This window comes from Mesorhizobium sp. M0587, from assembly GCF_040320945.1.
GTDB lineage: Bacteria > Pseudomonadota > Alphaproteobacteria > Rhizobiales > Rhizobiaceae > Mesorhizobium.
The window spans coordinates 16,306-28,994 of sequence record NZ_JAMYQP010000005.1; the positions used below are offsets into that span (position 1 = coordinate 16,306).

12 protein-coding genes are annotated in these 12,689 nt (G+C 65.5%); 6 read left to right on the top strand and 6 right to left on the bottom strand.

All coding sequences use genetic code 11. From position 1 onward, the window contains the following. Nucleotides 1-179: 179 nt before the first annotated feature. From NKI49_RS06080 to NKI49_RS06095, 4 genes are read left to right on the top strand one after another with little or no spacing between them, the layout of a single operon-like run. A complete protein-coding gene (locus NKI49_RS06080) occupies nucleotides 180-659 on the top strand; it encodes a (2Fe-2S)-binding protein (RefSeq protein ID WP_352601522.1) in 480 nt (159 codons plus the stop codon). After that, complete coding sequence (locus NKI49_RS06085; RefSeq protein ID WP_352601524.1) at nucleotides 656-1,360, top strand: FAD binding domain-containing protein; 705 nt, start codon at nucleotides 656-658, stop codon at nucleotides 1,358-1,360. The genes NKI49_RS06080 and NKI49_RS06085 overlap by 4 nt, the downstream gene beginning before the upstream one ends. Then, on the top strand, nucleotides 1,278-1,640 hold the full coding sequence (locus NKI49_RS06090; RefSeq protein WP_352601525.1) for an FAD binding domain-containing protein: 363 nt from the start codon (nucleotides 1,278-1,280) through the stop codon (nucleotides 1,638-1,640). The genes NKI49_RS06085 and NKI49_RS06090 overlap by 83 nt, the downstream gene beginning before the upstream one ends. Continuing rightward, nucleotides 1,637-3,970: a xanthine dehydrogenase family protein molybdopterin-binding subunit gene (locus tag NKI49_RS06095; RefSeq protein ID WP_352601526.1), complete on the top strand. Its 2,334-nt coding sequence runs from the start codon at nucleotides 1,637-1,639 to the stop codon at nucleotides 3,968-3,970. The genes NKI49_RS06090 and NKI49_RS06095 overlap by 4 nt, the downstream gene beginning before the upstream one ends. A 182-nt stretch (nucleotides 3,971-4,152) precedes the next feature. Here NKI49_RS06095 and NKI49_RS06100 read toward each other — a convergent pair whose 3' ends face one another. Then, entirely contained in the window at nucleotides 4,153-5,163 is a 1,011-nt protein-coding gene (locus NKI49_RS06100; RefSeq protein WP_352601528.1) for a zinc-dependent alcohol dehydrogenase family protein, read from the bottom strand. 99 nt (nucleotides 5,164-5,262) lie between these two features. On the opposite strand from NKI49_RS06100, the gene NKI49_RS06105 reads away from it, so the two are divergent. Beyond that, nucleotides 5,263-6,192: a LysR family transcriptional regulator gene (locus tag NKI49_RS06105; RefSeq protein WP_352601530.1), complete on the top strand. Its 930-nt coding sequence runs from the start codon at nucleotides 5,263-5,265 to the stop codon at nucleotides 6,190-6,192. 25 nt (nucleotides 6,193-6,217) lie between these two features. Here NKI49_RS06105 and NKI49_RS06110 read toward each other — a convergent pair whose 3' ends face one another. From NKI49_RS06110 to NKI49_RS06130, 5 genes are all read right to left on the bottom strand, one after another. Further along, nucleotides 6,218-6,976, bottom strand: coding sequence for a slipin family protein (locus NKI49_RS06110; RefSeq protein WP_352601532.1), 759 nt, complete (start codon nucleotides 6,974-6,976; stop codon nucleotides 6,218-6,220). Then, entirely contained in the window at nucleotides 6,973-8,355 is a 1,383-nt protein-coding gene (locus NKI49_RS06115; protein WP_352601534.1) for an NfeD family protein, read from the bottom strand. The genes NKI49_RS06110 and NKI49_RS06115 overlap by 4 nt, the downstream gene beginning before the upstream one ends. A gap of 129 nt (nucleotides 8,356-8,484) precedes the next feature. Beyond that, entirely contained in the window at nucleotides 8,485-9,201 is a 717-nt protein-coding gene (locus tag NKI49_RS06120; RefSeq protein WP_352601536.1) for an outer membrane protein, read from the bottom strand. A gap of 73 nt (nucleotides 9,202-9,274) precedes the next feature. Beyond that, nucleotides 9,275-9,976, bottom strand: a complete 702-nt coding sequence (locus NKI49_RS06125) for an outer membrane protein (protein WP_352601538.1) — start codon at nucleotides 9,974-9,976, stop codon at nucleotides 9,275-9,277. 326 nt (nucleotides 9,977-10,302) lie between these two features. After that, complete coding sequence (locus NKI49_RS06130) at nucleotides 10,303-11,451, bottom strand: helix-turn-helix transcriptional regulator (protein WP_352601540.1); 1,149 nt, start codon at nucleotides 11,449-11,451, stop codon at nucleotides 10,303-10,305. Nucleotides 11,452-11,686: 235 nt separating this feature from the next. Between NKI49_RS06130 and NKI49_RS06135 the strand changes: the two genes are divergently transcribed. Next, nucleotides 11,687-12,649 (top strand): AraC family transcriptional regulator, encoded by a 963-nt coding sequence (locus NKI49_RS06135; protein WP_352601542.1) that lies wholly within the window; start codon nucleotides 11,687-11,689, stop codon nucleotides 12,647-12,649. Nucleotides 12,650-12,689: the final 40 nt, after the last annotated feature.

Consider the following 12,689-nt stretch of genomic DNA (forward strand, 5'->3'; position numbering starts at 1 on the left):
CACCACCTAATAAACGGAGGCGCCTCCGTTTTAGTGGAGCACCTTTATCATATAATCAGGGAAACCGGCATGTCACGTGTTTCGAATCTATGGAGACTGGCGAAGGCCGCCGAGAGCGTGATCTCCCCCTCGACACCACTTCAATCCCCTCAGCGTCAAGCAACTGGAGCCAGACGCCCATGACCAAAACCACAATCCCCGTCCATCTCGACATCAACGGCCAGCGCCACACGCTGCAGCTCGAACCGCGTGTCACGCTGCTTGACGCCTTGCGCGAGCGGCTCGGCCTGACCGGCACCAAGAAGGGCTGCGACCACGGCCAGTGCGGCGCTTGCACCGTCCATGTCGACGGCGAGCGCGTGCTGGCCTGCCTGACGCTGGCCGCGCAAGCCCAGGGCCGCGCCGTCACCACCATAGAGGGGCTTGCACGGGAGGGCGAACTGCATCCCGTGCAGGCCGCCTTCCTCGAACAGGACGCTTTCCAATGCGGCTATTGCACGCCCGGCCAGATCATGTCGGCGGTGGCCTGCATCCGCGAGGGCCATGCCGGCTCCGACGAAGAAATCCGCGAATACATGGCCGGCAACCTCTGCCGTTGCGGCGCCTATCCACATGTCGTCGCCGCCGTTCGCCAGGCAGCATTGGAGGCCGCGTCATGAGGGATTTTTCTTACCTGCGCGCCACCACGCCCGACGCGGCACGGCAAGCGGCCGCCCTTCCCGGCGCCATGCTGCTCGCCGGCGGCACCACGCTGATCGACCTCGCCAAATGCGGCGTCGCCGAACCCGAGACGCTGGTCGACATCACCCATCTCAAGGGGCTGGACCGGATCGAGGTGGATGAGCGCGGCGCCGCCATCGGCGCGCTGGCCAGGATGGGCCATGTCGCCGACCACGCCGACATCAAGAGCCGCTTCCCCGCCGTCTCGGAAGCGCTGTGGCAGGCGGCCTCGGCGCAGATCCGCAACATGGCGACCATCGGCGGCAACCTGATGCAGCGCACGCGCTGCCCCTATTTCCGCGATCCGTCGAATTTTTCCGCCTGCAACAAGCGGCAGCCCGGCAGCGGCTGTTCGGCGATCGGCGGCGTCACAAGGGGACACGCGGTGCTCGGCACCAGCGAGGCCTGCATCGCCATGTACCCCGGCGATCTCGCCACCGCGCTGGTCGCCTTCGACGCGATCGTCCATCTCCGGCGAGCGCCAGGTCTCGGTCGACGATTTTTTCCTGCTGCCCGGCATCACGCCGGACAGGGAACACGCGATCGAACCCGGCGAGATGATCACCGCCATCGAGATCCCCGGCTCCGCCGCCGCGCGGAATTCCACGTATCTGAAAATCCGCGACCGGCAGTCCTATGAGTTCGCCGCGGCAAGTGCCGCCGTCGGCGTCGAATTCGAGGCGGACGGGCGCACCATCCGCGACCTGCGCGTGGCGCTCGGCGGCGTCGCGACCAAGCCGTGGCGGGCGCGGGCCGTCGAGGCCGCATTGAAAGGCAAGGTGCTGGAGCCGGAGACCGTCCGGGCCGCCAGCCTGCTCGCCGTCGAAGGCGCCGTCGACCATGGCGCCAACCATTACAAGATCGAGCTCGCGCCGCGCGTCGTCGCGCGCGCCATCCTCAAATTGGGAGAGACGGCATGACCGTTCACACTGCAAGACATGGTCACAATGCAAGACATGGTCACAACGCAAGACATGGCGATGCCTCCGACGGCGCGCTGGCGGAAGCCGTCGGCGGCCGCCTGTCGCGCGTCGACGGTCCGGCCAAGATCACCGGCGCCGCGAAATACGCCTTCGAGCAGCAGCTCGAAGGCCTCGTTTACGCCGTGCTGGTCGAAAGCACGATCGCATCGGGCAAGGTGCGCTCGATCGACGGCACTGCCGCCGAAGCCGCGCCCGGCGTGCTCAAGGTGCTGACGCCGGACACCATCATCAGCCTCAAAACCGCCTCGGACTGGTTCGGCGCGCCGCCGCCGGACAAACCCTATTGCCCGCTCGCGCGTGACATCACCTTCAGTGGCCAGCATGTCGCCGCCGTCGTGGCGGAAACCTTCGAACAGGCGGTTGCCGCGGCGGCCCTGGTCAAGGTCGCCTATGACGAGGCACCGGCCGTCGTAGACCTCAGCGACGGCAACGCCGGCGACGGCATTCCAATCGACGCCATGACCAAGGAATGGGGCGACGCGCAAGGTGCCTTCGCCGCAGCTCCGGTCCGGGTTTGCGCCGCCTACAACACGCCGCGCGAATACCAGGCGCCAATGGAGCCGCATGGCCTCATCGCGCGCTGGGAGGGCGACAAGCTCACCGTGTGGGAGCCGAGCCAGTGGCTCGACGGCATGGCCCGCACCTATGCCGAGTGGTTCGGCGTGCCGTTCGAGAACGTAAGGCTGGTCTCGCCCTATATTGGCGGCGGCTTCGGCTCCAAGGCGCTGGCGCTCGGCCACGGCGCGGTGGCGACCAGCGCGGCGAAAATGCTCGGCCGGCCGGTGAAGCTGGTGATGACCCGGCCGCAAACCTTCACCGGCTATGGCGGCCGCGCCGCGACCCGCCAGACGGTGACCATCGGCGCCGACCGCGACGGAATAATCCAGTCGATCGTGCATCGTGGCGTCAACGAGACATCGATCGACGGCATGTGGGTCGAGCCGCTGGGGTCGGTCACCTCGATCATGTACGCCACGCCGAATTTCTCCTCGAGGCAGAATGTGGTTCGGGTGAATTCGGTGATCCCGGGCCCCATGCGCGCGCCGGGCGAAAATCCCTCGGCCTTCGGCATCGAAAGCGCCATCGACGAGCTCGCCTACGAGATCGGCATCGATCCGCTGGAGATCCGGCTGCGGAACTATGCCGAACAGGACCCGCACGCGAAAAAAGCCTGGTCGACCAGGCAGTTGCGCGAGGCTTTCGCAGCGGGCGCCGAGCGCTTCGGCTGGTCCAGGCGCACGCCGGAGCCGCGCTCCATGCGCGACGGCAACCATCTGGTCGGCTGGGGCGTCGCCGCCGGCACCTATCCGGTGCGCCGCGCCTATGGCGAGGCAATCGTGCGCATCCTCGCCGACGGCTCGGTCGAGGTCGAAAGCTCCTCGATCGACATGGGCCAGGGCACCTACACCATCCTGGCGCAGACCGCCGCCGAGACGGTCGGCGTACCGGCCGACAACGTCGTGGTGAAGCTCGGCGATTCCCGCTTCCCCCGCGCCGGTGTCGCCGGCGGCTCGCGGCTGGCCGGCGTGATGACAGGTGCGGTCCATAAAGCGGCGACCTCGGCGCTCAACCAGTTGGTGGGGCTCGCCATCAGCGATCCGCGCTCGCCCTTCCACGCGTTGCAGGCCAACACGCTGGTGGTCGCCAACGGCCGCATCGCCTCGCCGCGCGGCGACGGCCCGGCTGTCCCGATCGCCGAGCTGCTCAAAAGCGTCGGCCGCGACCAGATCGAGGCGACCGGCGACACCATGCCGGCCAATTCGACGGCGCAGGATCGCTACAAGAACTACACCACCATCGCCATGGCGCTGCCGCACACCGAGGGCGACTATTCCCGCCACTCCTGGTGCGCGCATTTCATCGAGGTGCGCGTCGATGAGGATTTCGGCACGGTGCGGGTGTCGCGCGTGGTCTCGGCGCTGGATTCGGGCCGGCTCTACAACCCGAAACTCGCCGAAAGCCAGTGGAAGGGTGGCATCATCATGGGCATCGGCCAGGCGCTGTTGGAAGAAGGCATCGTCGACCGCCGCCACGGCCGCATCATCAACAACAATCTCGCCGACTATCTCGTGCCGACCAATGCCGACATTCCCGATATCGAGGTGATCTCGGTCGGCATCCCCGACCCGCACTCCTCGGTGCTCGGCGGCAAGGGCGTCGGCGAACTCGCCATCGTCGGCGTCGCGCCGGCCATCGCCAACGCGGTGTTCCACGCGACGGGGAAAAGAGTGCGGGATTTGCCGATCACGCTGGAGAAGCTGATCTAGAGGCCGTGCGTAATCTCCCCCCTCGAGGGGGAGATGGCCGGCAGGCCAGAGGGGGTCTTCTCGCGTGAGGCGCCAACCTCCATCTGCCGCGCAGCAGGCCGAGCCCGGTCGAACCGACCCCCTCTGTCGCCTACGGCGACATCTCCCCCTCGAGGGGGGAGATTTCGCTCGTCATCTTCCACTCACCACTCCAGCCCGAACACCAGCTTGCCGAAATGCAGGCCGCCGGCAGCCATGTGTGCGTAGGCTTCGGCCGCCTCGTCCTGTGAAAATACCTTATCGACGACCGGCTCGATCCGGGCAGCGCCGATGGCGCGGGTGGCGTCGCGCAGGTCGGATACCGATCCGGTGTTGTTGCCGACCACCTTCAGCGCCTTGATGATGATCGGAAGCAGGTTGACCGTGGCCTCGGCGCCGGTGACGAAGCCGATGGTGAACAGCGTGCCGCCGGGAGCGGTGGCGTTGACCGCGCGGGCGAAGGTGGCGGTGCCACCGGTCTCGACGACGAGGTCGGCGCCGAGGCCGCCGGTCAGTTCCAGCACCTTGCCGTCCCAGTCCGGCGTCGCGCGATAATTGATGAGATGATCGGCGCCGAGCGCGCCTGCCCGCTCCAGCTTCTCGTCCGACGACGAGGTGATGATGACGGTGGCGCCGGCCGCCTTGGCAAGCTGAAGCGTGAAGATCGAGACGCCGCCGGTGCCAAGCAGCACGACGACCGAGCCCGGCCCGACATTGGCGGCGCGGATGGCGTTCCAGGCGGTGGTGCCGGCGATCGGCAGCGTCGATGCCGCCTCGAAGGAGAGATGCGCCGGCACCGGCACGACCGAATTGGCCGGCAGCGCGACATATTCGGCCAGCGACCCCGGCAGCGAGACGCCGCGCATCTGCGTCATCTCGTAAGGCCGTGGCGGGCCGCCGATCCAGCGCGGCTTGGCGTGGACGACGACGCGATCGCCGATGCCGAAGCCGGTGACATCCTCGCCGAGCGCGACGATTTCGCCGGCGCCGTCGGCGACGGGAATGAGCGGGAAGCTCGGCCCGGGATAGTTGCCGCTCGCCACCGCGACATCGACGAAGTTCAGGCTCGCCGCGCGCTGGCGGATCAGCACCTCGCCGCGCTGCGGTTCGGGCGTGGCGACGGTGGCGGCGCGGAAGGCGTCCAGCCTGGGCTGGCTCAGTTCGATGGCTTTCATGGTTTCACTCCGGGTTGGGACGATTGATGGGTTGAGTGAAACTATCTGTTGCGCTATTTCTGGATAATCCTTGCCATTCGCATTTGAGTTCTGTGTTTTATGCAGCAATCCCACGAGCCGGCGGCACTTGCCGAAATGGCGGCCTTCGCGGCCATCGCCGAGGCGCACTCCTTCACCCGGGCAGCCGTGCTGGTTGGCCGCGACGCGACGGTGCTGTCACGGCGCCTGCGGTCGCTGGAGGATCGGCTGGGGGTCAGGCTGCTCTCCCGCACGACGCGCAGCGTGTCGCTGACCGAGGCGGGCGCTGAATTCCTGCTGCGCGTGCGCGCCATCCTGACCGCGGTCGACGAGGCCGAGGCGGCCGCTTCCGCGCATGCCGGCGGCACGCCGCGCGGCCTGCTCAGGCTGGCGCTGCCTGGCACCTTCGGGCGCATGTGGATCGGCCCGCTGCTGCCGGAATTCCTCGCGGCATTTCCCGAGATCCGCATCGAAGCCGAGTTCTCCAACCGTTTCGCCGACCTCGTCGCCGAGAATTTCGATGTCGCCGTGCGGCTCGGTGCGCTGGAGGATTCGCGCCTGGTGGCGCGCAAGGTAGCGACGCGGCGCAGGCTGCTCTGCGCCGCACCTTCCTATCTCGCCCGAAGAGGGAGGCCGCAAACGCCGCAAGCGCTGCTCGATCACGATTGCCTTGGTTTCACCGGTTTCCAGACCTTTCCGGCCTGGGAGATGACAGACCGCCGGGGACGGCACGCGCGCGTCGAGGTTTCCGGTCCGCTCGTCGCCGACGACGCCGAGGTGCTGGTCGAGGCCGCCGTGCGAGGCGTCGGCCTGATGATGAGCACCGACTGGCTGGTCGGCCGCGAACTCGCCGACGGACGGCTGGTGCAGGTCCTGGAGGACTGGACGCTTGCCGACGAAGGCGCGGTCTACATCGTCATGCCCTCGGCCAAGGGCCAGGCCGCCAAGACCCGCGCCTTCGCCGACTGGATCGGCAAGCGCTTCGCGCCGGAGCCGCCGTGGCGGCTTTGAAAGAAAGCTAGCACGACCTCTCCTCTCACTTCCCCTGCCCTTTCAAAAACTGCCCAAGCAGATCCACCGGCAGCGGGAACACCACCGTGGACGAGCGCTCTCCGGCGATGTCGTGCAGGGCCTCGAAATAGCGCAGTTGCATGGCCTGCGGCTCGGCCGCCAGCATCCGGCCCGCCTCGACCAGTTTCGCCGCCGCTTGCTGCTCGCCGTCGGCATTGATCACCTTGGCACGCCGCAGCCGCTCGGCTTCGGCCTGCTTGGCGATGGCGCGGACCATGTTTTCGTTGAGGTCGACATGCTTGATCTCGACATTGGACACCTTGATGCCCCAGGCATCGGTGCGCAGGTCGAGAATCTCCTGGATGTCGCTGTTGAGCTTGTCGCGCTCGGCCAGCATCTCGTCGAGTTCGTGCTTGCCGAGCACCGAGCGCAGCGTGGTCTGCGCCAGCTGGTTGGTGGCCGTCATGAAATCTTCGACCTGGATGATCGCCCGTTCGGCATCGACGATGCGGAAATAGAGCACGGCGTTGACCTTCACCGAGACATTGTCGCGCGAAATGACGTCCTGCGGCGGCACGTCCTGCACCACGACGCGCAGATCGACCCGAACGATCTGCTGGATGAAGGGAACGAGGATGATGAGGCCGGGGCCCTTGACCCCGGTGAAGCGGCCAAGCGTGAAGACCACGCCGCGCTCATATTCCCTGAGGATGCGGATCGCCGCGGACAGGAACATGATCACGACCAGGGCCAGGATCAGATAGGCGATATAGCCAACCATCATTGTCTTGCTCCATTGTTTTCCGCGTCGCGCCGCCGCACCGTCAGCACCAGGTCGCTGACATCGGTCACCTCGACGCGGTCGCCAGGCCCCACGGGCTCATCGGCCCTCGCCCGCCAGCGCTCGCCCAGAGCCAGCACATGCCCCTCGCCGCCCTGCCAGTCGAGGATCTCGACAGGGAGGCCGCGCATGGCCTCGCCGCCGATGCGTGGCGGATTCCGGCGCGCCGCCCAGACATAGGTGCCTGTCAGCAGTGCCAGGCCCAGCGTCAGCGCGGCGGCGGGGCCGATGACGGCCCAGGACAAGGCAAAGCCCGGCCCCTCGATCCTCAGCAGCATAGCGGCGCCGAGGAGAAAGGCGGCCACGCCTCCCAGCCCAAGAACGACGGTGGGATTGACGGCCTCGATGACGAGGAAGGCGATGCCGAGCAGCATCAGGGCAAGGCCAGTATAATTGATGGGCAAGAGGTTGAGCGCATAGAGGCCGAGGACGAGGCAGATGGTGCCGATGACGCCGGGCGCGACGGCGCCGGGGCTGGTGAACTCGAAGACGATGCCGTAGACGCCGACCAGCATCAGGATGACGGCGGTATTGGGATCGGTGATCACGGCAAGCAGCCGGATGAACCAGCCGGGTTCCAAGGTCTCGACCGGTAGGCCCTTTGTCGCCAGCACCTGTTTCCTGCCGGCCACATCGACGGTGCGCCCATCGGCCAGCAGCAGCAACTCTGCCGGATCGCGAGCGACGAAATCGATCACATGTTCCTGCAGCGCCGCGTTGGCCGACAGGCTTGCAGCCTCGCGCACGGCCTTCTCGCCCCAGTCGCCGTTGCGTCCGCGCAGTTCGGCCAGCGAGCGGATCAAGGCGACCGCGTCATTGGTGACCTTGGCCATCATCGCGTCGCCCGCCGGCCGCCCGGTGGCGTCCTTCTGGTCCTTGGTCGGGCCGTTGTCCTCCTCGCCGCCCGGAAGCGACGGCAGCCCGCCCATCTCGACCGGTGTCGCGGCACCGAGATTGGTGCCCGGCGCCATCGCCGCGACATGGGTGGCGTAGAGGATGTAGGTGCCGGCACTCGCCGCGTGGCCGCCGGCCGGCGCGACATAGCCGATAACAGGCACCGGCGAGGCCAGGATGTCGGCGATCATCTCGCGCATCGAGGTGACCAGCCCGCCGGGCGTGTCCAGCTTCAGGATGAGGACTGCTGCGTCCCGCTTGACGGCGGCATCGAGCGCTTCCTCGAACTGCCTGGTGCTTGCCGGCCCGATGGCGCCGTCAATGGCGACGCTCAGCGCGATTCTCTCGCTCCCGGCCGACGAGAAGGGAGAAACGACGGCCGCGACGACAAAGGCCACGGCAAGAAGGGCCACCCGCGCGAAGGACACGCTCAACGCTCCATGGACTCAATATGGGTTCCATTTCAGCGAAGTCCATGAGGGGTCCGACGGCGGCGATCGGGGAAGGCCGAATGACGACCGATCTCCCCCGGCGCCGGAGATCGGCAGCTTTGACGGTCAGAACTTATAGGCAATGCCGACGCGGATATCGTGCGTCGTCAGGTCGATCGCGTCCGGATTGAGGGGAGCGCCATTGTCGATCATATGGCGCTGAGACGTATGGCGGCCGAAATCGGCGAACCTGTATTCGCCGCGAACCAGCCAATTGTCGGTAACGGCGTATTCTACGCCGGCACCCAGCGTGTAGCCCGTTACGGTATCGCTGATGTCGGCGTAGGGACCGCCGGGAATGTCGACAGTGGCGTGCTTATAGCTTGCCACCGCCAGGCCGCCGGTGACGAATGGCAACCACCGATCCATCGCGTAGCCGGCCCGTAGGCGCAGGGAGCCAACCGAATCCAGCTCCAGCTCGCCGCCAAAGTCTGGATCGTCGACGCCGAGCGCCCGATAGTGCGTGGTGTCCTTCACGCCCGCGAAGCTGTAGTCGCCCTCGATGCCAAGAACCAGTCCACCGTCGAACTGCTTGGCATAGCCGGCATACAGCCCGCCGAAGCCGCCGGACGAACCGTAACCCCAGCCATAATCGTCGAAGCTGCCCGGCGCAAAGGTCTGCCCGACCCTTGCGTCTCCCCAGGCGTATCCGGCTTGCGCGCCGATATAGCCCCCCGACCAGCTGTAGCTGGCGGCGACCGGCAGAACCTCGGTGGCATCCGCCGCGCATGCCAGGCCGGCCGGCACGAGGACGAAGGCCATCGCCACAAGAATGGTTTTCATCGTTCGTTCGCTGCCCCAAAAGCATTGCATCCCCCGCGTGGAAACTCCGGCGCAGGGGTGTCAGGTCCGCGGATCAGAACTTGTAGCTGAGTCCGACCCGGATATCGTGCGCCTTGAGGTCGACATTCGTCTCCGTGGGTAGACCGGCTGCCAACGACAGGTCCTGGCTGCCGAAATCCGAGTAGCGATATTCGGCTCGCGCGATCCATCTGTCGGTGAAGGCATGCTCGATGCCGGCTCCAACCGTCCAGCCGACATGGCTCTCGTCGTGGAACGGTATTTCACCACCGGCGCCAGCGCTGATCGCGGTCACCTCATATTTGGCCGCTGCGACGCCGGCGGTGATGTAGGGCAAGGTCCGGTCGAACGCATAGCCCGCCCGTAGCCGCGCCGATCCCGACCATTTGAGTTCGCTCTTGAGCAGCGCGCTGACGCCACCGCCACCTGTATCGAGAGGCGTCAGTCCATCGGCATTGCTGTAGGCGATGTCAGCCTCGGCGCCGATCACGAAGCTGTTCGCCATCTGGTAATTGGCGCCGATATGGATGCCACCGACAAAACCGTTCGGATCAAGCGAACTGTTGAGGTCCGCCCCGCCGCCGAAGCCGTCGGCGATGAAAAGATTGGATTTTCCGGCCACATAGCCGGCGTCCACGCCAGCATAGAGGCCGGACCAATCGTAGCCGGCAACAGGCGAAACCTCGTTGATGTCAGCCGCGCATGCCATGCCGACCGGCGCGAGAATGAAGGCCGTTGCGAGTAGAATCTTTTTCATGTTTGTCTGCCGCCCCGAGAATGTTGTGGTCCCCGCCACAATATCTCGCGGAGATCCGGTGTTGTCGTCGCCCCGATGTCGCATTGTCCGCCGGCTACGTCTTGGGCTGGGCCGCACGCGAATTGTCCTGGAATGCAATGCCGCGCTTTTTCGGCCGGTGTGGCCGTTAAGCCTCAGTCGATCGGCGCCGCCATGCGTTCGCCGCAGCCGATGACAGCCAGTTGGCACTGCCCGGCTTCCGAGCCTGACGACATTCCCGCTACGGCTGGGGCGTTTTATCAGGCGCGCATCGACGAGGATGTCGAGTCCCCCGACGATCGGCGCCTTCAGCTTTGCTGAGCTGCCAGCGGCGTGCCTATGTCCGAAACGAGTTTGACGAGATCGGCTTGGCGTCTCGTGCCGGTTTTGGCGAAGATGCGGTTGAGGTGGGTCTTTAAGGTGTTTTCGCCGATTCCGAGCGCCAGCGCGCTCTTCGACGCGGACAATCCGCCGCCGATGCGCAGCAGGACCCGCGCCTCCGCGGGCGTAAGGTCGAACAGCGCGGTGAGAACGGCTTCCGGGAGTGGAGAAGAAGACGTCGTGGTCGAAACGAAGACCGCGGCACAGGCCGGCCGGAAAGCCGCGCGAGCGGTTCCCTCGGTCAGCGGCAATACATAGGCGACGGCGGGCGGCTGGCCCGGGCCCGAAATGGGCAGGCCTATGCCGCGAGAGCCGAGCGCAGCATCCTCGCTCGCGGCACCGGCGATCGCCTCCAGCAAGGCGCGGGCTGTCGCCGGGTTCTGCGCCTGGAGCAGGCCGTTCCTGGAAAGAATGGGACCTTGCGCCGAAAACATCCGTTCGGCAGCCCCATTCGCATGCAGGATCGCTCCGTTCGCGCCGGTAAGCACGACAGGGACGGCGAGATGATCCAGCGCCTGGCGGTAAAAATTGGCGGCAACGCGAGCCTGATCGAGCAGATCTCCAATCAAGGACGCACGGCGCAGGTGCGGCGAGAGCAATGCCAGGAAGCGCTGTTCTTCCGCTGAGATGATGCCCCTGTCGGCCCGCGTGGTGCAGCCCATCAGCCCGATCCGGTCCGGCGTATGGACGAATTTGGTGATGCAGGCTTCGCGCAATCCCTGCGGTTTGGCCCAATTCTGGAAAAATGGCGTCTGCTGAAGTTCGGCTTCGCTCATATGCGACAGCGTCGCGACGGGCGTGTCGATGTCGCCGACGACCGCGGCCTTCAGTCCGGGAATTGCGTCGAAGTCATAGTCCTCCTGGAGCACGCGCATTTGCACGGGATCCCAGGGCGATTGAGCCGCGAAGCGGCCATGGTTGCCGGCAGTGCTGGCAAGCGCGATGGTGGTGTAGGCCGCGTCGACGGCCTCCGTGATCCGGGTCATTACCCCGGCCCAGCCTTCCGGATTCAAAACACAATCGTAGATATCGCCGATGATCGAAGAAAGGACTTCGCCGCTCAGTCTCTCCACCACGCCCCCTGTTTCCTGACGTGCCCACCTCCCCGGATGGCGGGCAGCCGCTCGTTGTAAAAGAGGTCGATCTCACCTCAAGGATTTCGCCGCGTCATACTTCCGGGTGACGCCATGCCTGATCATACTGGATTATATATTTAATTCGATCAGTTGAACGCCAAACGATCAATGTTCCAGGATCAGGAAACATTTCGTTTCGATATTCTCTGAAGCTGCGGGTTATCGGGGTGTTCGATTGTCGCGAAAGACGGTGTTTTCATCGGCTCAACTGCCGTCGCATCTCAATGATAGCGATCGATTTTCCCTCTGGCAGGACATCCATGTCGCGCAGATTTGGTCGGTCGAATACGGCATATCGGAAAAGCTGCCTTTCGAAGCCGCGATCGAAGCCACGGCTGTCGGATCACTGGTTCTTGGCCAGATGTCCGGAACGATCAAGCACGCAACGAGGAAGGCCAGCAATATCGCCGATGACGGCAATGACGGTTATCTCCTGCTGATCAACAAATCCGACACGCTGTTGACCGGCGCGCAGGCCGGCCGCGACTATGGTGTCGGGCAAGGAGAAGCGGTGCTGGTCACGGCATCGGAAGCGCTGAAAATGGCCGGCGCCGACAGCAATATGTGGACAAACGTGGTGGTCCCCCGTGCTGTCCTCGCACAGGCCTTCCCGCAGATCGACGACAGGCTGGCGTTGAAGATCGGCGCCGAGAACGAAGCTCTCGATCTTCTCAAGCGTTATTGCCAACTTCTTGAAACCGGCCGCCCTCTCGTCTCGCCCGATCTGATCGCACACGCGACGGAAACGATCGTCGACCTGATCGGCCTGGTGACAGGCGCCAAGGGCGAGCCTGCCGAACTGGCCGGCTTGCGGGGGTTGCCGGCAGCCAGGCTGCAGGCGGTGCTGGCGAAGATCGCCGACAACTTTTCCAACCCCGGCATCTCGGCGCAAAACGTCGCGCAAGAACTCGGCCTATCGGCGCGCTATGTTCACGATCTCCTGCAGGAGACGGGTATCAGCTTCTCCGAGCGCGTTCTCGAACTGCGCCTGCAGAGGGCCCACAGGATGCTCTCGCAGAGACAGAACGGCGAGATGCGCGTCAGCGAAATTGCCATGATCAGTGGCTTCAGCGACGTGTCTTACTTCAATCGCTGCTTTCGCCGCCGCTTCGGCTACACGCCGACGAGCGTCAGGTAGATCTGGATACCCGGAAGCCGGACACGCGCTTTCCGATTCC

Excerpts from the sequence above, each read along its gene's own strand:
- NKI49_RS06120 (WP_352601536.1), bottom strand. The coding sequence starts at position 9,201 with ATGAAAACCATTCTTGTGGCGATGGCCTTCGTCCTCGTGCCGGCCGGC.
- NKI49_RS06125 (WP_352601538.1), bottom strand. The coding sequence starts at position 9,976 with ATGAAAAAGATTCTACTCGCAACGGCCTTCATTCTCGCGCCGGTCGGC.
- NKI49_RS06080 (WP_352601522.1), top strand. The coding sequence starts at position 180 with ATGACCAAAACCACAATCCCCGTCCATCTCGACATCAACGGCCAGCGC.
- NKI49_RS06090 (WP_352601525.1), top strand. The coding sequence starts at position 1,278 with ATGATCACCGCCATCGAGATCCCCGGCTCCGCCGCCGCGCGGAATTCC.
- NKI49_RS06095 (WP_352601526.1), top strand. The coding sequence starts at position 1,637 with ATGACCGTTCACACTGCAAGACATGGTCACAATGCAAGACATGGTCAC.
- NKI49_RS06110 (WP_352601532.1), bottom strand. The coding sequence starts at position 6,976 with ATGATGGTTGGCTATATCGCCTATCTGATCCTGGCCCTGGTCGTGATC.
- NKI49_RS06105 (WP_352601530.1), top strand. The coding sequence starts at position 5,263 with ATGCAGCAATCCCACGAGCCGGCGGCACTTGCCGAAATGGCGGCCTTC.
- NKI49_RS06100 (WP_352601528.1), bottom strand. The coding sequence starts at position 5,163 with ATGAAAGCCATCGAACTGAGCCAGCCCAGGCTGGACGCCTTCCGCGCC.
- NKI49_RS06085 (WP_352601524.1), top strand. The coding sequence starts at position 656 with ATGAGGGATTTTTCTTACCTGCGCGCCACCACGCCCGACGCGGCACGG.